Source organism: Pseudomonas sp. NFACC41-3 (assembly GCF_900109505.1).
In the GTDB taxonomy this organism is placed as follows: domain Bacteria; phylum Pseudomonadota; class Gammaproteobacteria; order Pseudomonadales; family Pseudomonadaceae; genus Aquipseudomonas; species Aquipseudomonas chlororaphis.
Genome location: NZ_FOAE01000002.1, coordinates 928,695 through 950,642, shown reverse-complemented (window position 1 = coordinate 950,642; position 21,948 = coordinate 928,695). Strand labels below are relative to the sequence as shown.

14 protein-coding genes are annotated in these 21,948 nt (G+C 63.3%); 8 read left to right on the top strand and 6 right to left on the bottom strand.

All coding sequences use genetic code 11. From position 1 onward, the window contains the following. Positions 1 to 300 precede the first annotated feature (300 nt). The 5 genes from BMY68_RS13830 to BMY68_RS13810 all read left to right on the top strand — a co-directional run bounded on the left by BMY68_RS13830 (position 301) and on the right by BMY68_RS13810 (position 13,284). Positions 301 to 1,923 (top strand): ShlB/FhaC/HecB family hemolysin secretion/activation protein, encoded by a 1,623-nt coding sequence (locus BMY68_RS13830; RefSeq protein WP_239694095.1) that lies wholly within the window; start codon positions 301 to 303, stop codon positions 1,921 to 1,923. A gap of 111 nt (positions 1,924 to 2,034) precedes the next feature. Then, a complete protein-coding gene (locus BMY68_RS13825; RefSeq protein ID WP_085531682.1) occupies positions 2,035 to 6,993 on the top strand; it encodes a hemagglutinin repeat-containing protein in 4,959 nt (1,652 codons plus the stop codon). Positions 6,994 to 7,289: 296 nt separating this feature from the next. Then, positions 7,290 to 7,916: a response regulator transcription factor gene (locus BMY68_RS13820; RefSeq protein WP_009044936.1), complete on the top strand. Its 627-nt coding sequence runs from the start codon at positions 7,290 to 7,292 to the stop codon at positions 7,914 to 7,916. A 191-nt stretch (positions 7,917 to 8,107) separates the two neighbouring features. After that, positions 8,108 to 10,129, top strand: a complete 2,022-nt coding sequence (locus BMY68_RS13815; protein ID WP_239694094.1) for an ATP-binding protein — start codon at positions 8,108 to 8,110, stop codon at positions 10,127 to 10,129. A gap of 206 nt (positions 10,130 to 10,335) precedes the next feature. Then, positions 10,336 to 13,284, top strand: a complete 2,949-nt coding sequence (locus BMY68_RS13810; protein ID WP_085531686.1) for an HD domain-containing phosphohydrolase — start codon at positions 10,336 to 10,338, stop codon at positions 13,282 to 13,284. A 6-nt stretch (positions 13,285 to 13,290) separates the two neighbouring features. On the opposite strand, the gene BMY68_RS13805 is transcribed toward BMY68_RS13810, so the two are convergent. Both BMY68_RS13805 and BMY68_RS13800 read right to left on the bottom strand, forming a co-directional pair. Continuing rightward, on the bottom strand, positions 13,291 to 13,773 hold the full coding sequence (locus BMY68_RS13805) for a GAF domain-containing protein (protein WP_085531688.1): 483 nt from the start codon (positions 13,771 to 13,773) through the stop codon (positions 13,291 to 13,293). Further along, the gene (locus BMY68_RS13800) at positions 13,770 to 14,660 is read right to left on the bottom strand and encodes an ATP-binding protein (protein ID WP_085531690.1); all 891 of its coding nucleotides are present in this window, start codon (positions 14,658 to 14,660) and stop codon (positions 13,770 to 13,772) included. Before BMY68_RS13800 ends, BMY68_RS13805 begins: the two co-directional genes overlap by 4 nt. A gap of 164 nt (positions 14,661 to 14,824) precedes the next feature. Between BMY68_RS13800 and BMY68_RS13795 the strand changes: the two genes are divergently transcribed. Continuing rightward, on the top strand, positions 14,825 to 17,146 hold the full coding sequence (locus BMY68_RS13795) for a hybrid sensor histidine kinase/response regulator (protein ID WP_085531692.1): 2,322 nt from the start codon (positions 14,825 to 14,827) through the stop codon (positions 17,144 to 17,146). Here BMY68_RS13795 and BMY68_RS13790 read toward each other — a convergent pair. From BMY68_RS13790 to msrB, 3 genes are all read right to left on the bottom strand, one after another. Further along, positions 17,130 to 17,591: a MarR family winged helix-turn-helix transcriptional regulator gene (locus BMY68_RS13790; RefSeq protein ID WP_062825088.1), complete on the bottom strand. Its 462-nt coding sequence runs from the start codon at positions 17,589 to 17,591 to the stop codon at positions 17,130 to 17,132. The genes BMY68_RS13795 and BMY68_RS13790 overlap by 17 nt on opposite strands. After that, a complete protein-coding gene (locus BMY68_RS13785) occupies positions 17,588 to 18,073 on the bottom strand; it encodes a glutathione peroxidase (protein WP_007931440.1) in 486 nt (161 codons plus the stop codon). The genes BMY68_RS13790 and BMY68_RS13785 overlap by 4 nt, the downstream gene beginning before the upstream one ends. Before the next feature lie 113 nt (positions 18,074 to 18,186). Then, positions 18,187 to 18,579 carry a peptide-methionine (R)-S-oxide reductase MsrB gene (msrB, locus tag BMY68_RS13780; RefSeq protein ID WP_007931439.1) on the bottom strand — a complete coding sequence of 131 codons (393 nt, stop codon included), beginning with the start codon at positions 18,577 to 18,579 and terminating at the stop codon, positions 18,187 to 18,189. Between the two features lie 224 nt (positions 18,580 to 18,803). On the opposite strand from msrB, the gene BMY68_RS13775 reads away from it, so the two are divergent. Both BMY68_RS13775 and htpX read left to right on the top strand, forming a co-directional pair. Beyond that, positions 18,804 to 20,015 carry a pyridoxal phosphate-dependent aminotransferase gene (locus BMY68_RS13775; protein ID WP_007931438.1) on the top strand — a complete coding sequence of 404 codons (1,212 nt, stop codon included), beginning with the start codon at positions 18,804 to 18,806 and terminating at the stop codon, positions 20,013 to 20,015. A 301-nt stretch (positions 20,016 to 20,316) separates the two neighbouring features. Further along, positions 20,317 to 21,207: a protease HtpX gene (gene htpX, locus BMY68_RS13770; RefSeq protein ID WP_007931437.1), complete on the top strand. Its 891-nt coding sequence runs from the start codon at positions 20,317 to 20,319 to the stop codon at positions 21,205 to 21,207. Positions 21,208 to 21,276: 69 nt separating this feature from the next. Here htpX and BMY68_RS13765 read toward each other — a convergent pair whose 3' ends face one another. After that, positions 21,277 to 21,933, bottom strand: a complete 657-nt coding sequence (locus BMY68_RS13765) for a thiopurine S-methyltransferase (RefSeq protein WP_085531694.1) — start codon at positions 21,931 to 21,933, stop codon at positions 21,277 to 21,279. Positions 21,934 to 21,948: the final 15 nt, after the last annotated feature.

The window sequence follows — 21,948 nt, the reverse complement described above, 5'->3', positions numbered from 1 at the left end:
CGAACTAAGTACCCACATTAAAACTTCGGCTTCACCTGTTAGTTCAGCAGGCATTTGCAAAATAATTTCACCCCCCGCTGTAACAAAGAGCGCGCTCAGGACTCAAGCGTCAAAATGGAAGTGAGTACACGGAATGAATCCGTGTCGATAAGTTGTTCCCGCACTTCCTCATCCGTTTTCCACTATTAAGGATGTCGAGTGCCCTATACGTCCTCAAGTCACCCAAGCTGTCACCCTGGCCTGCGCGGCTGGTTGCTGCTCTCGCTGCTGGCCGGGGCCCTGCCCGTGGCCGCCGCCGATATGCCACAACCGGGTCAGGAAGCCCTGCGCCTGCAGCAACAGCAACAGCGCGACCTGCAACAACTGCAGCTGGAACAGCGCCAGCGCCAGTTGCAGCGCGGCAGCTTCGGTACGCCGGCGGTAACTCCCGCCGAAACCGCCCACGGTGGCGAGGATGAACAGTGCTGGGCCCTGAGCGGCACGCGGATCGCCGGTGTCACGCTGTTCAAGAAAGACCAATTGAACCGCCAGCTCGAACCCTATATCGCGCCCTGCATGGGCGTGAACGGGATCAACCGCCTGCTGGCGCAGATCACCCGGATCTATGTCGAGGCCGGCTACATCGCCAGCCGCCCTTACCTGAGCAGCGCCCCCGCCGCCGGCCATTCGCTGGATATCGTGGTCGACGAAGGGTATGTCGAGGCCGTCGAACTGGCCGACCAGAGCCTGCCGGTTTCCCTGGCCGGGGCCTTTCCCGGCATGCTCGGCGAACCGCTGAACCTGCGCGACCTGGAACAGGGCCTGGACCAGCTCAATCGCCTGCGCTCCCTGGACCTGACCGCCGATATCGCCCCCGGCAGCCAGCCCGGCGCCTCGCGGATCATCCTGCGCTCGCGCAGCAGCGGCGCTTCGCGCTGGGCCCTGGGGCTGGGTGTGGATAACCTCGGCAGCGCCAGTACCGGGCGCGATCGCAACTCCGTCAACCTGAGCCTCGACAGCCCGCTGCAACTCAACGACGCGCTCAACCTGAACTTCAGCGACACCCTCAATCACGGCCCGCGCTACAGCCGCAGCGCCAGCGTTTTCTACTCGATCCCCTACGGCTACTGGACCTACAGCCTGTTCGCCAGCCATGCCGAGTACCGGGCGCCGTTCAAGCTCAGCAGCGTGACCTTCTACAACAGCGGGCGCACCGACCTGCTCAGCCTGCGCGCCGACCGCGTGCTGTGGCGCGACCAGGGCCACCAGTTGAGCGCCAACCTGCAACTGGCCCACAAGGATGTCGACAGCTACCTGGAGAAGGTCCGCCTGGGCATCCAGAGCCCGACCCTGACCGTGGCCGAAGCCGGGCTCAACCTGTTCTGGCTCGACAGCGCGGTGTGGAACCTCGACGTCAATTATGCCCAGGGCCTGACCTGGTTCGGCGCCGACCGCGACTCGCAACAGGTGCAGAAAAACCTGCCGCAGGCGCAGTTCCGCAAGTACCGCGCCAGCCTCAGCCAATGGCGCAATGGCCGCCTCGGCAGCCAGCCCTGGCAGTGGCAGAGCCAGCTGTCGCTGCAGTACAGCCCCGACCCGCTGCCGGCCATCGAACAACTGCTAGGCACCGACGACTCCGCCGTGCGCGGCTATCGCGAAAACAGCGCCTCGGGCGCCATCGGCGGGATCTGGCGCAACACCCTGCGCCTGCCGTTGCAGAACGATCTGCCGGTCAAGCTGACCCCGCGCCTGGCCTTCGACCACGGCCGGATCAAGGCGCAAGAAGGCGCCAGCAGCGAGCGCCTGAGCAGCGCCAGCATCGGCCTGAACCTGAGCTGGAAGAACCTGCAAGTCGACGTCGACTACCAGCACAGCCTGGAAACACCCGAGCGTTTTCACCATGAATCGCCCACCTGGCTGACCCGCCTGAGTGTGCAGATCTGAGGTTCCGCGAACCGTGCATCAGCCTGAAAAAAACAGCCGAGCCTGAACACCACAGCAGCGTTGCAACGAACAACGCGCACTGCCACTCGGCCCACACATAGAGAACTTCTTATGCCCGACAACACATCTGTGTTTCACCTGTCCCCCAGGGGCAAACTGCGCCTGGCCATCGCCAGCCTGCTTCTGGTCTCCCATCTGCCGCAGGCGCTGGCCGGCGGCATCACCGTGGCCCCGGGCCCGGGCGGTATCCCGCAGCTGCAGAACCAGAACGGCGTGCCTATCGTCAACATCGTCGCGCCCAACGGCGCCGGGCTCTCCCATAACCAGTTCCTCGACTACAACGTCGATCGCCAGGGCGTGGTGCTGAACAACGCCCTGCAAGCCGGCGCCTCGCAACTGGCCGGGCAGCTGGCTGCCAACCCGCAGTTCCACGGCCAGGACGCCAGCGTGATTCTCAACGAGGTGATCAGCCGCAACGCCTCGGCGCTCAACGGCGCCCAGGAGATCTTCGGCCGCGCCGCCGACTATGTGCTGGCCAACCCCAACGGCATCTCGGTCAACGGCGGCAGCTTCATCAATACGCCGAACGCCAGCCTGCTGGTCGGCCGCCCCGAGCTCAACGACGGCAAGCTGCAAGCCCTGAGCACCCGCGACGCCAAGGGTCAGTTGACGGTCGAGGGCCGAGGCTTGAGCAACGCCAAGGGCAGCATCAACCTGATCGCCCCGCGCATCGACAGCCAGGGCGACCTTACTGCCGGCGACCAGCTCAACCTCACCGTCGGGCGCAACCGCGTGGACCCGGCCAGCGGCAAGGTGCTGAGCACCGACCCGGCCGCTAACACCCAGGAGCAGCGCATCGACGCCAGCCTGTTCGGCGCCATGCAGGCCGGGCGCATCAACATTGTCAGCACCGCCGAAGGCGCGGGCGTGCGGGTCGGCGCGGTGCAGGTCAAAGGTCGCGACGGGGTGGATATCGCGTCCGCCGGCGACCTGCACATCAGCGGCCAGGCCAGGCCCGACAGCCTCGACGCCACCCGTGCCGGCGTGCACAGCAGCCAGGGCGACGTGCAGTTGCGCAGCGGCCAGGACCTGAGCCTCGCCGCCACCGATGTCAGCGCTCGCGACATCAAGCTCGACGCCGGGCGCAACCTCACCCTGAGCGCCATCGAAAGCCGCAAGCTCCAGGAAAAGCGCGAGCAGTGGCACAACAGCACCATCGGCATCACCTGGGAAACCTACGACCGCACCCTGACCGACAGCGACAGCCGTCAACACGGCAACCAACTGACCGCCCGCCGCGATGCCGAGCTCAAGGCCCGCGCCAACACCGAAATCCAGGCCAGCCAGATCAAGGCCAAAAACAACCTGACAGTCGACAGCGGTGCTGACCTGCGACTGACCGCCGCCACCGAAACCCACGAACAACGCGACCAGGGCCGGCACCGCAAGCACCTGTGGAAAGCCGACTGGGACAAGTCCAGCAGCGAACAGCGCAGTATCACCAGCCAGTTGGAGGCCAAAGAACAGTTACAACTGACCAGTCGCAAGCAGCTGCAACTGCAGGGCGCCGAACTGGCCAGCAACAATATCCAGCTGACCGGGCGCCAGGTGGACATCACCAGCGCCAGCCGCACCCAGAGCAACAACGACAAGTCCTACTCCGGCGACCTGGTCGGCGGTAGTTTCTTCGGCAAGAACGGCGACGGCGACAAGGGCAAGACCCTGAACAAGGGCAGCAAGGTCAACGCCAAGGGCGACCTGATCGTCAAGGCCGACGAAGTCCGCATCAGCGGCAGCCAGGCCCGTGGCGGCAAGCAGGCCAGCGTGATCAGCGAAAACGGCTCGCTGATCATCGACGGCGTGCAGGACCGCTCCCACGACAACAGCTACAGCAAGGACAGCAAGTTCTTCGGCATCACCAAGGACGAAAGCCGGCAGAACCGCAAAGACAGCACCACCGTCACCAGCGACCTGCGCTCGGACAGCAACCTCGAGCTTAAAAGCACCCAGGACATCGCCATCAGCGGCGCGCAAGTGACCGCGACCGGCAAGCTCGAAGCCAAGGCCGACGGCGACATCAAGATCGACTCGGCGCAGGACACTACGCAGAGCGAAAAAACGACCCACACCCGTGGCTTCGACGCCTACGCCAAGGAGAATGCCCCGGGCACCCGGCAATACCGTGCCGGCGTGCGTTACGAAGACCAGCAGAAAACGGTCAAGACCAGCGACACCCAACAACAGGGTTCGAGCCTCAGCGGCGGCAGCCTGGAAGTCGCTGCCAAGGGCAACCTGAGCATCAAGGGCGGCGACCTGAAAGCCACCCAAGGCGATGCCAGCCTCAGCGGCCAGCAGGTCGAGTTGCTGGCCGATCACGACAGCAAGACCGAAAGCACCGACACCCGCACCACCGGCGGCGGTTTCTACTACACCGGCGGCCTGGACCGCGCGGGCAACGGTGTGGAGTTCGCCCACAGCAGCACCCAGGACACCCATGACAGCAGCACCGCCAACACCACCGGCATCGCCGCCAGCGGCAACCTGACCATCAAGGCCGGCAACACCCTGGTGACCGAGGGTGCCCAGGTCAAGGCCGGCGACAAGCTGCTGGTGAAGGCCGAGCAGGTCGACAACCGCGCGGCGCGCGACAGCGAGTCCACCAGCCACAAGGAAAACACCTGGAGCGCCGATATCGGCGCCAACGTCGAACACAAGGGCCTGACCCGCCCGGTGGAAAAAGCCATCGAAGGCGTGGCCCAGCGCAAGTTCCATCAACCGGGCCTGCTCGATGCCCTGGAACAACCCAATGTTGGCCTGGATGTGGAAGTCGGCCACCAGAACAAACAGCGCACCGAGCAAGGCAGCACCGCGGTGGTCAGCCAGTTCACGGGTGGCCAGGTCGAGGTCAAGGTCGCCGGCCAGCTGCAGGATGAAGGCAGCCGCTACGAGGCGACTCAAGGCGCGCTGAAGATCGACGCCGGCAGCCAGGTGGCCAAGGCCGCCAGCGATACCCACAGCAGCAGCGAGCAGGCGCTGGACGCCAAGGCCGGCGTGCGGGTCTACACCACCACCGGCGAGGACGTGAACGTGCGTGGCAGCGGCGCTGGCGGCAGCAGCGACAAGCGCAGCGACAGCAGCAAGGCGGTGGTCGGCAGCTATGTCGGCAAACAGGGCGTGGATATCGCGCTGAACGGCGATGGCCAGTACGAAGGCAGCCGGTTCGATGGCGGCGACGCCGGCGTCAAGCTGCACAGCGGCGGCGAACTGGCGCTGAACCAGGCCAATGACCGGCAGAGCAGCAGCGACTCCAGCCTGCGCGGCGATGCCTCGCTCACCGTCGGCAGCGCACCGGGCGCCAACGGCAATAACCTCAACCTCGGCGCCGGCGTACAACTGGACCACAAGCGCCTGGATCAGCAGGACAGCCAGGCGCGGGTCGCGGCTATCCAGGGCAAGGGCCCGGTCGAGTTGACCAGCGGCGGCGACCTGATCCTCCAGGGCACCACCATCGGCAGCAAGACCGCCAAGACCGGCGACATCAACCTGAACGCCGGCGGCAAACTCGACCTGCAGGCCGCGGTCGACACCCACAGCAGCCAGGGCAGCAACCTCGGTGGCGGCCTGACGGGCGGCGCCAGCAAGACCAGCAGCGAGCAGAGCAGCGGCAAGAGCGCCAACCTGAGCGCCAACTTCAACATCGGCCGGGTCTCGGAACAGGACCAGAACCAGACCGGCGGGCAACTGCACAGCAATGGCCAGGTAACACTCGCCAGCGGCTCCGACAGCACTACCGCGCTACATCTGCAGGGCACTCAGGTCGAGGCCAAGGGTGTCACCCTCAGCGCCGACCAGGGCGGGATCTACCAGGAGTCGACGCAGTCCACCCAGGCCCACAACAACTGGGGCCTGACCCTGGGCGCCGGCGGCAATGGCGGCAAGACCACCCGCGCCGACGCTGGAGAACACGACTCGCCGAAAACCGATCGCGGTATCCATGCCCGGGCCAAGATCGACGTCGAGCAACTGCACAGCAGCACCCAGCACAACAGCCTGATCAAGGCCGACCAGGTGACGCTCAATAGCAACGGCGACACCCATCTGGCAGGGGCGCGCATCGACGCCAATCAGGTCGATGGGCGGATCGGTGGCGATCTCAAGGTAGAGAGCCGCAAGGACCAGCTCAGCAGCACCACGGTCAACCTCGACGCCCGCCTGGACGCGGAGAAGAACCAGCCTGGCGTGGTCGACAAGCTGACCAAACAGACCGGCCCGCTCAAGGACAAGCTGCAGGCCAAGGCCGAAGGCGGTTTCGACAAGCACCGCGAGAAACTGGAAAACGTCGTCGACAAAGGCACCGAGCGCCTGACTGCGGCCAAGGACAACCTGGTGAACAAGGCCGAAATCGCCAAGGAACGCCTGGGCGAGAAATTCACCCGCAGCGGCAGCTATGACGTCAACCCGGAACCCAAGGGCGCCTTCGGTCGCGGCGTGGACAAAGCCAAGAGCTACCTCGCCGACAAAACCGAAGCCTTGGGCGATCGCTTCTCCAGCCTCAAGGAACGGGTCTGGCCGAAAACCAGCGACAGCTACGCCGTCAGCGAGAAAACCGGCGCTGGCAGCAAGCTGACCAACACCGCGCAAGGCGTGCTGTTCGGCGACAAGAGCGGCAACACCTCCTACACGCCGACCCTGAACCTGAATGTCAGCCGTCAGAGCAAGGACAGCGTGGCAGAGGCTTCTGGCATCAGCGGCCGCCGCGGGGTCAACCTGCAGGTGTCGGGTGAAACCCAGCTGAGCGGCGCGCGGATCGGCGCCAGCGAAGGCAAGGTCGACCTCGGCGGCTCGACCGTCAAGAGCACCGCGCTGGCGGGCACGGATTACCGCGCCGACGTCGGGCTCAACCTGTCGAAGTCGCCGGTCAACCTGGTCCTCGGCGCCAAGGATGAGCTGACCCGCAAGCAGGACGACGCCACCCGCAATGACCAGGCGTTCAACCTGGGGCCGCTGCGCGTCGGCGGCCATAGCGACAGCCAGCTGCTGCAGGCCGGCATCGATCAGAAAGCGCCCTGAGGCAAGCGCTCCGTAAGCGGCTGCCCCCCATGAACGGGGGGCAGCCTTGCCCGGCTCCCTTCTCTTCTCAGCGCCCTTTATTGCCCTGCGAAAAAGTGCACTAAACCGCCAATATCTCCTTACCTTTTACATGGCTGGATACTCATTCCTACTTTCAACTGAAAAACCGCTGTAATCCGAAACCGTCTTTCATGTAAGAACTGCCTTATTGTCCCCAACCCCGCCTTAACCCGCATATATCCACTGTCCTGCCTGCGCTAAGGTCCAGACCTGTATTTATTTCCACGGGTTTGACCATGAGTTCTGTTTTCATCATCGACGACCATCCCGTTATCCGACTGGCCATCCGCATGTTGCTGGAACATGAGGGTTATAAAGTCGTCGGCGAAACCGATAACGGTGTCGATGCCCTGCAAATGGTTCGCGACAGCATGCCGGACCTGATCGTGCTCGATATCAGCATCCCCAAGCTCGACGGGCTGGAACTGCTGCTGCGTTTCGGCGCCCTGGACAAGTCCTTGCGGGTGCTGGTGCTGACGGCACAATCGCCGGCCCTGTTCGCCGCGCGCTGCATGCAGGCCGGGGCCTGCGGCTATGTGTGCAAGCAGGAAGACCTGAGCGAAGTGCTCAGCGCCATGAAGGCGGTGTTGTGCGGCTACAACTACTTTCCGAGCCATGCCCTGCAAACGCCGCGTCAGGATGAAACGACAAACAACGAACTGAGCCGCTTGATGTTGCTCAGCGATCGGGAATTGATGGTGTTGCAACTTTTTGCCAAGGGCAGCACCAGTACGCAAATAGCCAACAGCATATTTCTCAGTGGCAAGACCGTCAGTACCTATAAAAAAAGAATCATGCACAAACTTCGCGCGACTTCCATGGCGGAACTTATCGAGTTGGCACAACGTCACGAACTGGTGTGAGAAACAGGATGTTCAAACCCATTCTTTATTATTTAACCCTGACGGCCACGGCAGTTTCGCTGTTTCTGTTGTTTGGCCTGGTCGAGGCCGGGCAACCAGAGTTGGCAAAGACATCCCTCCCTCAGTGCCCTGACACCGCGCCTTGTCTTGAATCGGCCGCCGCCCCGCCTCTCGATAACGGCCATCGCGGGTTGCTCCTGCTCACAGGCCTGGGGCTCGGCGTGCCGCTGCTGGCGTCCCTGGGTTGGAATGCCTGGCTGCACCGGCGACTGACCCAGCAGCAACAGGCCACCCATGACTTCAGGCATCAGCTTGCATTCATGCAGGTCTGGATCGACGGCGTGCCTCATCCGACTTACGTGCGCGACCGCCAGGGCCTGCTGCAAAGCTGCAATGCCAGCTACCTGGAAAGCTTCGCCGCCCGGCGCGAAGAGGTCATCGGCAAAAGCCTGTTGCAGGGACTTTTGGACGATCCCGAGCAGGCCCGCGCCTATCACTCCGACTACCAGCGCGTCATGGCGCAAGACAGCCCGCTGTTGCGTGACCGGCCACTGCGCCTGAACGGAGAGGAGCTGACCGTCCAGCACTGGGTCCTGCCCTACCGGGACGCGAACGGCGAGGTCCAGGGCATCATCGGCGGCTGGGTCGATATCAGCGAACGCCATCGGCTCAGCGACGGCCTCAAGGCCGCCCTACAACAGGCCGAAGCGGCCAGCCTGGCGAAAAGCGCTTTCCTGGCCAGTACCTGCCACGAACTGCGCCGCTCCATGAATGCCCTGATCGGTGCGCTGGAACTGCTGCGGCAGCGCACCGACAGCCAGTCCCAGGATCGTCCGGTCATTGAAATGGCTTATCGCGCGGCCCGGGCGATGCAGGACCTGGTCGACGACACCCTCGATATCGCCCGCATCGAATCGGGGTGCCTGGACCTGGCGCCCGAATGGCTCGAGCCGCGCGCCCTTGTCGAATCCATCGTCAGGGAGTTCGACAGCCAGGCCTGGAAGAAACACCTCAAGCTGCTACCGACCTTCCACTCCAGCGTCGAGCCGGTCGATGTGCTGCTCGACCCACTGCGTTTCAAGCAGGTTCTGGGCAACCTGCTGCACAACGCGATCAAGTTCACCGAACAGGGTCAGGTCAAAATCCATCTCGACCTGCAAGCGGCCACGCAGCCGCAACAGGTGCGGCTGATGCTGCAAGTGACGGACAGCGGCATCGGCATCGACGAGCAGGATCAGCACAGGCTGTTCGAACCCTTCTTCCAGGCCCAGGCTCGCACCCCATCCAGACCTGACGGCGCCGGGCTGGGCCTGACCATTTGCCGCCACCTCTGCGAGCTCATGCAGGGCACGCTGCAACTGACCAGCCAGCCGGGCATAGGCACGGAAGTCCGGGTCCTGTTGCCGCTGGCCTGTCAGCCAGCGCGAAAACCCGCGCCCCTCGTCGAGCCACTCATTGCCCCTGCCACCCGGGCCTTGAACGTACTGGTGATCGATGACCATGCTGCGGACCGCCTGCTGCTGAGCGAACAACTGCACTTTCTCGGGCACCGTTGCCGCACCGCCGAAGACGTCGAGCAAGGCTTCGAGCTCTGGTGCAAGGGGTTCTTCGACTTGCTCATCGTCGATTGCAACATGCCGGGCATGCACGGCTACGACCTGGTCCGCGCCATCCGCGAGCATGAACGCCTGGAGTCCCGTGCGGCTTGCCGGGTATTGGGGGTGACCGCCAGCCCCAGGCCGCGCGAAAGGCAGCAGTGCGAACAGGCCGGCATCGACGACTGCCTGTTCAAACCTGTCGGCCTGGCGACCCTCAGCCATAAACTGGCGGGCCTGCAACCGCGGCCCTGGAATGGCGTGTTCAGCCTGAAGGCGCTGCGCACCCTGTCCCGCGGCAAACCGCAGTTCGCCCTGCGCATCCTTACCGAACTACTGCATTGCAGCTACCGGGACCGCCAGCAACTGATGGCCCTGCCCTGCGAGCCCCCGCTCCAGGCACTGGCGGAACTCGCCCACAAGATCAAGGGCTCGGCCCTGATGGTGCAGGCAAAAGACCTTGAAGCGCAGTGCGAAGCCCTTGAGCAGGCTGTTTTGCAAGACGCGGACAGACAAACCTTGCTGCAGCGCAGAACCGCCCTGGAACAGGCCATGCTCAAGCTCGAACGGGCCCTGCTGTGGCAAATCGATCAACAGCACAGCCCGGCCACGACCTGATCCCCATCACCAGCGCAGCAACTTGTGGGGCGGCTAGTTGCCAGACAAATATCAAAAAGCCACTATTCTGTCAGTCGGCCCCAAACGCCTCATGGCAATGCAATTCGCAACGCCCCCCGGAGCTGCTTCCCCTGAGCGCAATGCACCTGCCTTAACTATGCTCAAACGTTGAGTTGCGCATCACGCGCCCCCTGGAGAGAGCTGCAATGCCAAGCACGCTGTCGTTCGATAAACGCCGATTTCCTCTCCATGTGCATATCAGCGTGATGTTCACCTGCCTGCTTCTGCTGACCGGTGTGGTGCTGGGCGTTTTTAATTACCAGCAGACCACCCGCATCATCCTTTCCAGCAGTGAAAAACTGTTCCAGCGCATCGAACAGGACGTGCAACTGGACCTGAAAGCGACCTACGAACCGATTCGCCATCTGCTCAGCCTGCTGGTGGGCAACCCGGCCATCCAGGCCGGCGACCTTGAGCAACGCCTGGCGCTGCTTGGGCCTTTCAGCCAATCGCTCAAGGACAACCCCGACCTGGCCTCACTCTATGTGGGTTATGCCGATGGGGATTTTTTCATGGTCCGGCCCTTGCGCACCCAGGCTTTGAAACAAGCTCGCCAGGCCCCTGAAGCCGCGGCCTACGAAGTCTGGAGCATCGAACGTGACCGCCACACCGGGCAACTGCATTCGCAGTCGCTGTTCTACGACGCCAGCCTCGGCCCCGTCAGCCGCCGCGACAATCCCCAGGAATCCTACGACCCGAGCGCCCGCAACTGGTTTGCGGGCGCCAAGGACGACACCGATCAGATCACCACCGAGCCCTACGTCTTTTTTTCGACCCGCAACGTCGGCACCACCCTCGCCCGCCGCAGCGGCAACCATGCGGTGATCGGGGCCGACCTGACCCTGGAACAACTCTCGGCGACCCTGGCCAAGCATCGGGTCACGCCCAGCACCGAAATCGCCCTGGTGGATGGCAATGGCCATGCCGTGGCCTACCCGGACAGCCGTCGCCTGATCGTCGAAGAACAGAGCGCCCGGCTGATCCGCGCCAATGACCTGAACCCGGCTCTCGACGCGTTGCTGCAAGGCAAGGCCCAGGGCAATCGCCTGCAACTCAAGGATCGCCAATGGATAGTTGCCAGCCGGCACCTGCAGGAAGGTGGACCCGGTGGGTTACAGCTGGCGCTGCTGGTGCCCGAGGACGAGCTGCTGGCGGACGCCTATCGCATGCGCTGGCAAGGCGCGCTCATCACCTTGGGCATTCTGCTGCTGTGCCTGCCGCTCGGCTGGTTGACCTCGCGCGTGCTGGTCAGGCCGCTGCGCGCCCTGGTGCAGGAAGCCGATGCCATCCGCAGTTTCGATTTCGATTACCCGCTGACGCGCCGCTCGCCCGTGCTGGAAATCGACCAGTTAAGCGTGTCGATGGCCCGCATGAAGGAAACCCTGGCCAGCTTTTTCGAGATCACCGCCAGCCTTTCCGCGGAAACCCGCTTCGACCCGTTGCTGCAACGGGTGCTGGTTGAAACCATGAAGATCGGCCAGGCCCAGGCCGGGCTGATCTACCTGCGCGAAAACGATGGCATGAACCTCAAGCCCCACGGCCTGATCATCGCCGATGTTGTCCAGGACTTGCAGGCGTTCGATGTACGCAGCCAGGACATCCAGCACGAGGCAAGCCCCGCATGGCTGCGGCAACTGGCGAACGGCGAGAGCCTGGTCACGACCCTGGGGTTCGAGCAGGCGGCCGACCTGCAAGGCGTGCTGCTGGCGATGAACTGCCCCAGCGTGCACCTGATCGGTATCCGCCTGCACAATCGCCACAACGAAACCGTCGGCATCCTTGTGCTACTGCTGGCCGACAGCGGCCAGGAAGCCGACCTGGAAAAACTCGGCCCGGACCGCGTCGCGTTCCTGCAGGCGGTTTCCGGCGCCGCGGCGGTCAGCATCGACAGCCAGCGCCTGCAGAACCGGCAAAGACAATTGCTCGACGCCTTCATCCAGCTGCTGGCCGGGGCGATCGACGCCAAGAGCCCTTACACCGGCGGGCATTGCCAGCGAGTGCCGGCGCTGACGCTGATGCTGGCCCAGGCCGCCGCGGCCAGCCAGCAGCCGGCGTTCAGCGCCTACCAGCCCAGCGAAGATGAGTGGGAGGCCTTGCATATCGCCGCCTGGTTGCACGATTGCGGCAAGATCACCACCCCCGAGTACGTGGTCGACAAGGCCACCAAGCTGGAAACCCTGAACGACCGCATCCATGAAATCCGCACCCGCGTCGAGGTGCTCAAGCGCGATCTCTGGATCGACTATTGGCAGGCCCGCGCCCAGGGTGGCGATGACGCTTCGCTGGCGGCGATCCGCGATGCCGGCCTGGCAGAACTGGACGACGACTTTGCCTTTATCGCCCGCTGCAACCTCGGTAACGAAGCCATGGCCGAGGCCGATCTGCAACGACTGGAAAGCATTGCCCGGCGCACCTGGAGCCGCACCCTGGACGACCGCCTGGGCGTGTCATGGGAAGAAAACCACCGCCAGCAATGCACACCGGCACCGACCCTGCCGGTCACCGAACAGCTGCTGGCCGACAAGCCCGAGCATCTGATCGAACGCAACCCCGCCGAGCTGATCCCGGCGGACAACCCCTGGGGCTTCAAGCTCGATGTGCCGCCCTACAAGTACAACCGTGGCGAGCTGTACAACCTGAAAATCGGCAAAGGCACGCTGACCCGGGAAGAGCGCTACGTGATCAACCATCACATGGTGCAGACCATCCTGATGCTCAACCACCTGCCCTTCCCCAGCCACTTGAGCAGCATTCCCGAGATCGCCGGCGGCCATCACGAGAAAATGGATGGCAGCGGTTATCCCAAGCAGCTGAAACGGGAGCAGATGAGCCTACCGGCGCGGATGATGGCAATCGCCGATATCTTCGAAGCGCTAACGGCGGCGGATCGCCCCTACAAGAAGGGCAAGACTCTGAGCGAAGCGCTGGGCATCATGGCAACCATGTGCCGCACTGCCCATATCGATCCGGAACTGTTCGAGCTGTTCATCCAGACCGGGATCTACCAGCAGTACGCCGACCGCTTCATGGAACCGCAGCAGATCGACGGGGTAGACCCCGAGGCCGTGCTGGGCAAGGCCGGGCTCAGGGACTGACGAGGCTCAGCAGTCGGTCAGGCGCAGGAAGATCGCCGCCAGGCGCTCGATGCCGGCCTGGTCCTCGAGGGTGAAGCGGGCGATTTTCGGGCTGTCCAGGTCCAGCACGCCGATCAACCGCCCTTCTTTGACCAGGGGCACCACCAGTTCACTATTGGAAGCGCTGTCGCAGGCGATATGCCCGGGGAACGCGTGCACATCCTCGACCCGCTGGGTCTGCAGGCTCGCCGCGGCCGCGCCGCACACACCACGACCGAAGGGAATGCGCACACAGGCGATCTGGCCCTGGAACGGGCCGAGCACCAGTTCCTCGTTGCGATTGAGGTAGAACCCGGCCCAGTTCAAGTCATCCAGCTGGTTGAACAGAAACGCCGAGAATTGCGCGGCGTTGGCAATGAAATCGCGCTCGTCGGCCAGCAACGATTCCAGCTGGGCGCACAGCAAGGCATAGCCGTCCAGGCCTTTGCCGGTGTTCTGCAGATCGATCATGCTTTTTGCTCCAACAACTTCAAACCTACCCAGTAGCGCGCGAACTGATACGCGCAGCGACCATTGCGATTGCCACGGCCGGTGGCCCAGCGCACGGCGAGGATGTCCAGGGCTTCGTCACGCTGCCATTGCAGACCGGCCTTGCCTCCCAACTCACCGATCCAGTGCTCGACCACGTTCAGGTAGTGCTCCTGGGTAAAGGGGTAGAACGACAACCACAGGCCAAAACGGTCCGACAAGGCAATCTTGTCTTCCACCGCTTCGCTCGGGTGCAACTCGCCATCGACGCGCTTCCAGTTCTCGTTGTCGCTTTCCTTCTCCGGAACCAGGTGCCGGCGGTTGGACGTGGCGTACAGCAGCACATTGTCCGGGGCCTGCTCCAGCGAGCCGTCGAGCACGCTCTTGAGTACCCGGTAGTCGCCCTCGCCCGACTCGAACGACAGGTCGTCGCAGAACAGCACGAAACGCTGCGGCAGCTTGATCAGTTGCTCCACCACCCGCGGCAGGTCGGCCAGGTGATCGCGCTCGATCTCGATCAGGCGCAGGCCATGCTGGGCATGCTCGGCCAGCAGCGCGCGAACCAGCGACGATTTACCGGTGCCGCGCGAGCCCCACAGCAAGGCGTGGTTGGCCGGCAGGCCGTCGAGAAACTGCCGGGTATTGCGCCCCAGCTGGTCGCGCTGGTTGTCGACCCCGATCAGGTCGGACAGGCGCATGTCCAGGCTGACCTCCAGCGGCAGCAGGAAACCGCTGCGGCCTTCACGCTGCCAGCGCGCGGCCAGACATTGGGTCCAGTCGATGGCTTGTCGCGGCGCGGGCAACAGCGGCTCGATACGCGCCAGAACCGCATCGGCGCGCTCAAGAAAAGCATTCAATCGAGATTCCACGACTTCTCCTCGGGCAGGTTCCCAGTAATGATGTGGCACGCAGACGCAACGACCTTGCGCATGCCTGGTCTACCGCAGGCGAACGGCGCCGGGCCCTGCCGGCACACACTGACGATCAGCTATGCTTGCCCAGCGAAGGGAAACGGAAATTGGTTCAACACCCCATGGACATCAAGTTCACCAACCGCCTGTCTTACAAGCAAGCCAGGCTCACTGTGCTGGTCGGTTTTGTCCTGGGGACGGCGCTCAGTCTGCTGCAAATCGGCATCGATTATGCCAGTGAAGATGCCTCCATCAACCGGGAAATCAACGCGCTCCTGGAAATCAGCCACAATCCGGCCTCGCGTATCGCCTACAACATCGACGCCGAGCTCGCCCAGGAGCTGACCCTCGGCCTGCTGCGCTCGCCGGCGATCATCCGCGCCCGGCTGATCGACAACAACGACACTTTGCTGGCCAACGTCACCCGGCCGGCCCAGCAAAGCTCCTACCGGATGCTCAGCGACTTCCTGTTCGGCGCCAAGCGCGAGTTCCAGGACCGCCTGTACCTCGATCACCTGCCCTCGGAATCCCTCGGCGTCCTGCACCTGGAAGTCGACACCTACTCGTTCGGCAGCCGCTTCCTGCGCCGTGCGGAAATCACCCTGATCAACGGTTTCGTGCGCAGCCTGATCCTCACCGGGCTGCTGCTGGCGCTGTTCTACGTGATGCTGACCAAACCCCTGGTCGGCGTCATTCGCGAACTCAGCGGGCGCGACCCGCGCAGCCCCGACCAGAGCCGGCTGGACTTCCCGCCCAGCCACGAACAGGACGAGATCGGCGTGCTGGTCAAGGTCGCCAACCAGCAGTTCGACAACATGGCCACCGAGATCCAGCAACGGCGCAATGCCGAAAACCGCCTGACCGACTATCTCGGGCAGCTGGAAAACATCGTCTCGGCGCGCACCACCGAGCTCAAGGCGATCAACGACCGGCTGAGCCAGTCCAACGAAGAACTGGAAGTCGCCCGTAGCACCGCCCTCGACATGGCCCAGGCGCGTGCCGCCTTCCTGGCCAACATGAGCCATGAAATCCGCACGCCGCTCAACGGCCTGCTGGGCATGATCGCCCTGTCGCTGGACAGCCCGCTGAACGCCGAACAACGCCAGCAACTGTCGATCGCCCACGACTCCGGCAAAGTGCTGGTGGAGTTGCTCAACGACATTCTCGACATGTCCAAGTTCGACGCCGGCCAGCTGGAGCTGGAGCGCATCCCCTTCGATCTCGGGGTACTGGTGGAAGACACCGCCAACCTGCTGTCGCAGAACGCCGCGCCGAGCGTCGAGCTGGCCTGCCTGATCGAGCCGGAGTTTCCGGCCCTGGTCCTCGGCGACCCCACGCGCGTGCGGCAGATCGTCAGCAACCTGCTGTCCAATGCCCTCAAGTTCACCCGCTTCGGCCGTGTCGATGTGCGCCTGCGTACGTTCGAGGACGGGGTCAGGATCGAAGTCTGCGACACCGGTATCGGGATCGCTCGCGAGGCCCAGGTGAAGATCTTCCAGCCCTATACCCAGGCCGGTGCCGGGATCACCCGGCAATACGGTGGCACCGGCCTGGGCCTGGCCCTGACCTACAACCTCTGCGAAGCCATGCAGGGGCGCCTGAGCATCAGCTCGGAAGTGGGTTTCGGCAGCCAGTTCTGTGCCGACCTGCCGCTGCCCTGCCACACGCCAGCCAGCCCACCGCCGCCGCTGCACGGCCAGATACTGGCCATTACCTCCGAAGGCAGCGGCCTGGCCGAGTTGTTGAGCGTGCAGTTACCGTTCTGGGGGCTGGAGTATCGGCGCTGCGATCTCGATGAGTCACTGCTCGGGCAGAAGCCGGACCTGCTGATCACCGACTGCCCGGAATGCCTGTTCGGCCTGCGCCCGAGTATCAGCGCGCCGATTCTGCTGGTCACCGCCTACGGCAGTTTCCTGCCCAGCGAAGAAGCCAGCGCCCTGGCGCCGTTGCAGCAACAGGCGCGGCCATTGGCGCGCAACGCCCTGTATCAGACCCTGCGCCGGGCCCTGCTGGCCGAAACCGCGGTGATCAACGAAACCCAGCTGGAAACCCTGGCGCCCCTGCGCCGCGCCTTCATCCTGCTGGTGGAGGACAACCCGGTGAACCAACTGGTGGCCAAAGGTATGTTGAGCAAGCTCGGCTGCGAGGTGACGGTCGCCTCCCAGGGTGCCGAGGCCCTGGACGTGCTGGAGCACCAGCATTTCGACCTGGTGCTGATGGACTGCAACATGCCGGTGATGGATGGCTACGAGGCCAGCCGACAGATCCGCCGCAGCGGCCGCTGGCCGGACCTGCCGATCGTCGCCCTGACCGCCAATGCCATGCCCGAGGAGCGCGAACGCTGCCGAGCGGCGGGCATGAGCGACTACCTGTCCAAGCCCTTCCGCCGTGAAGAGCTGATTGCCCTGCTGGACCTCTGGGTGCCGACTACGACAGCGCTTTGACCTGGGCCAGCAGCCGGTCCAGGCCATGGCGCAATTCGCTCAGGCCGTCGAGGTCGACCCCGCTGTCGCACAACAGCGCGGCCTTGAGCGGCGGCACCTGATCGCGCAGCGCCAGGCCGGCCGCGGTCAGGCTCAGGTGCACCTCGCGCTCGTCCCGGGGCGAACGCTGGCGCTGCACCAGTTGCAGCTGTTCAAGGCGCTTGAGCAACGGCGTCAGGGTCCCGGAATCCAGCGCCAGGCGTTCCCCCAGCGCCTTGACCGTCGGCAGCTCGGGGGGCGTGGCCTGCCATTCCCAGAGCACCAGCATCACCAGGTACTGCGGGTAGGTCAGCCCCAACTGGTCGAGCATCGGCTTGTAGCCCCGCACCACGGCCCGCGAGGCGGCGTACAGCTTGAAGCACAGCTGGCTGTCGAGTTTCAGCGAATCGGCGAACAGGTCGGTCATTTGAGCAAGGCTTCGATCTCGCCGGTCAGGTCCTGAGGCTTGGTGGCCGGGGCGAAACGCTTGACCAGCGCTCCGTCCTTGCCGATCAGGAACTTGGTGAAGTTCCACTTGATACCCTGGGAACCCAGTACCCCCGGCGCGCGTTTTTTCAGCTGCACGAACAGCGGATGCGCCTCGGCGCCATTGACGTCGATCTTCTTGAACAGCGGAAAGCTGACGCCGTAGTTCAGCTCGCAGAACTCGGAAATGGCCCCTTCGTTGCCCGGCTCCTGCTTGCCGAACTGGTTGCAGGGAAAGCCCAGCACCACCAGGCCCCGGTCCTTGTAGGTCTGCCACAGTTCTTCCAGGCCCTTGTACTGTGGGGTGAAACCGCACTTGCTCGCAGTGTTGACCACCAGCACGGCCTTGCCGGCAAAGTCGGCCAGGGTCTTTTGCTCGCCCTTGATGGTGGTACACGGAATGTTCAGCAATGTGTCACTCATGGCGCGGACTCCGAAAAATGAAAGGTCCGATAAAAGTAGTACTCAATTAAATTGTGTGCAATTTAATAAATCGAAAAGCGATTCCGAAAAATCGCCTTGGCCGCCCGCTCCGGTCAGCGTGGAACCAGGTCCAGGCACACCGAGTTGATGCAGTAGCGCAGGCCGGTCGGCGGCGGACCGTCCGGGAACACATGCCCCAGGTGCGCATCGCATTTGGCGCAGACCACTTCGGTACGGATCATGCCGTGGCTCAAGTCACGGATCTCGACCATGGCGCTCTCGCCGATCGGCTCGTAGAAGCTCGGCCAGCCGCAACCGGAATCGAATTTGGCCCTGGAGTCGAACAACGGCGCATTGCAACAGATGCAGTGATACACACCGTCGGTCTTGGTGGCGTTGTACTTGCCCGAGAACGGTCGTTCGGTGCCTTTGAGGCGACACACGTTGTACTGCTCCGGATCGAGCATGGCACGCCATTCTTCAAGGGTTTTTTCCAGCTTTTCCATGGTCCTTCCTCTGCAACTGAAAAAGCCCGATCTGTATCTTTTCCACGGATCGGGCGGCACGTATGATTGCGCCTCGTTAGACGCCAGTCTGGCAGCCGTGTTACACGGGTTCAAACGGATTTTGCCGCCGCGAACCCAGGCTTCAGGCCTGTGTGCAAACGCAGGATTCCCAGTACGGTAGCTCACTCACCGTCTGGATCGTTCATTTTCGGGAACACATCGCCATGCAGGTCAGCAAATCGAACAAGCTCGCCAACGTCTGTTATGACATTCGCGGCCCAGTGCTCAAGCACGCCAAACGCCTGGAAGAGGAAGGCCATCGCATCCTCAAGCTGAACATCGGCAACCCGGCGCCTTTTGGTTTCGAAGCGCCGGACGAAATCCTCCAGGACGTGATCCGCAACCTGCCGACCGCACAGGGCTACAGCGACTCCAAGGGCCTGTTCAGCGCGCGCAAGGCCGTCATGCAGTACTACCAGCAAAAGCAGGTGGAAGGCGTCGGCATCGAAGACATCTACCTGGGCAACGGCGTTTCCGAACTGATCGTCATGGCCATGCAGGCCCTGCTCAACAACGGTGACGAAGTGCTGGTCCCGGCCCCGGACTATCCGCTGTGGACCGCGGCCGTGAGCCTGGCCGGCGGCAACCCGGTGCACTACCTGTGCGACGAGCAGGCCAACTGGTGGCCGGACATCGCCGACATCAAGGCCAAGATCACCCCGAACACCAAGGCCCTGGTGATCATCAACCCGAACAACCCGACCGGCGCGGTGTACCCCAAGGCAGTGTTGCTGGACATGCTCGAACTGGCACGCCAGCACAACCTGGTGGTGTTCTCCGACGAGATCTACGACAAGATCCTCTACGATGATGCCGTGCACGTCTGCACCGCCTCCCTGGCGCCTGACCTGCTGTGCCTGACCTTCAACGGCCTGTCCAAGTCCTACCGGGTGGCCGGTTTCCGTTCCGGCTGGGTGGCCATTTCCGGTCCCAAGCACCACGCCCAGAGCTACATCGAAGGCATCGACATGCTGGCCAACATGCGCCTGTGCGCCAACGTGCCGAGCCAGCACGCCATTCAAACGGCGCTGGGCGGCTATCAGAGCATCAACGACCTGGTGCTGCCCCCAGGCCGCTTGCTGGAACAGCGCAACCGCACCTGGGAACTGCTCAACGACATCCCCGGCGTCAGCTGCGTCAAGCCCATGGGCGCGCTGTACGCCTTCCCGAAAATCGACCCGAAAGTCTGCCCGATCCACAACGACGAGAAGTTTGTCCTGGACCTGCTGCTCTCGGAGAAACTGCTGGTGGTTCAGGGCACCGCTTTCAACTGGCCATGGCCGGACCACTTCCGCGTCGTGACCCTGCCGCGGGTCGATGACCTGGAGCAGGCGATCGGCCGTATCGGCAGCTTCCTCAAGTCGTATCGCCAGTAAGCCTTGCGACGCAGTGCGGCCGCCCCGGTCGCACTGCGATTAATTCAGCAACACTTCTGTACTCCCTGCTACGCCTACCCTTCTGTATCTTTGCCTTGCGCCTTGTGCCCAGTGGTTGCATGCCTCTGAAGTGCGGCTCGGCTTCCGGTGGCTGCCCAACTGCGACAGAAAGCTCATGCAAGCGTCTAAAATCAGCCTGCAGGACACAGTTTGAAATAGTCACCCGGTTGAATAGGCCGGTGCCGCACCTTATATACCCCGCAGAACGCTACATCTTTAGCATGAGGAGATTTCTACAACCATGATGCGCATCCTGCTGTTCTTGGCCACTAACCTGGCGGTCGTGCTGATTGCCAGCATCACCCTGAGCCTTTTCGGCTTCAACGGGTTCATGGCGGCCAATGGGGTTGATCTCAACCTCAATCAGCTGCTGGTTTTCTGTGCGGTCTTTGGTTTCGCCGGTTCCCTGTTCTCGCTGTTCATCTCCAAGTGGATGGCGAAAATGAGCACCAGCACCCAGATCATTACCCAGCCTCGTACTCGTCATGAGCAATGGCTGCTGCAAACCGTCGAGCAACTGTCCCGCGAAGCCGGGATCAAGATGCCCGAAGTCGGTATTTTCCCGGCCTACGAGGCCAACGCCTTCGCCACCGGCTGGAACAAGAACGACGCGCTGGTTGCGGTCAGCCAGGGCCTGCTCGAGCGTTTCTCGCCCGATGAAGTGAAAGCCGTGCTGGCCCACGAGATCGGTCACGTGGCCAACGGCGACATGGTCACCCTGGCGCTGATCCAGGGTGTGGTGAACACCTTCGTGATGTTCTTCGCGCGCATCATCGGCAACTTCGTCGACAAGGTGATCTTCAAGAACGAAGAAGGCCAGGGTATCGCCTATTACATCGCGACCATCTTCGCCGAACTGGTCCTGGGCATCCTGGCCAGCGCCATCGTCATGTGGTTCTCGCGCAAGCGCGAATTCCGTGCCGACGAAGCCGGTGCGCAACTGGCCGGTACCGCGGCCATGATCGGCGCCCTGCAACGCCTGCGCTCGGAACAGGGCCTGCCGGTGCACATGCCCGACACCCTGAATGCCTTCGGCATCAACGGTGGCCTCAAACAAGGCCTGGCTCGCATGTTCATGAGCCACCCTCCGCTGGAAGAGCGTATCGACGCCCTGAGCCGTCGTCGCGGCTGATAACGCTGGCAAACACAAAAAAGGGCGACGCAAGTCGCCCTTTTTCATGGCCTGGAAAAAGGCCGAGGCTCAGCGCGCCAGCAAGCGATAGACCCGTTCTTCGAGGCGGGTCACGCCGCCCTGGAGAAACTTCCAGCTCTCGCCAAGAATGTCCCGCACCTCCTCGACCCGCAGCTGCCAGCGCTTACCGAGCAAGGCCTTGACCTCGTCATCGAGCACGGCGAAAGGCGGCCCCGCCATCAGCGTCTGGTCGTAATCCAGAGTGATCAGCAGCCCCTGGCAGCCCTGGGGCAGGATGGACTGCAGATGCGCCGCATACCGCTCACGCATCTGCGGCGGCAAGGCGATCAACGCCGCGCGGTCGTACAAAGCCTGGCAGTCGGCGACATCCGTGGCCTGCAGGGCAAAGAAGTCGCCGCACCAGAGCTGGATCGGGCCGTACTCATAGACCTTGAATCCACCTCGAAGGCTGACCTGCGGCTGCACCTGCTGCTCGCTGAAAAAGTTCTGGATGACCTTCTCCGACAACTCGATACCCAGCACTTGATGACCCTGGCTGGCCAGCCAGCTCAGGTCCAGACTCTTGCCGCACAGCGGCACCAGCACCCGCGAACCCGACGCCAGCTCCAGCTGGGGCCAGTAGCGTTGCAGGTAAGGATTAACCTCGGACAAATGGAAGCCGATCTGATTCTGTTCCCACCGTTTGTGCCAAAACTCCGGCTGCATAAATCACCCTGAAAT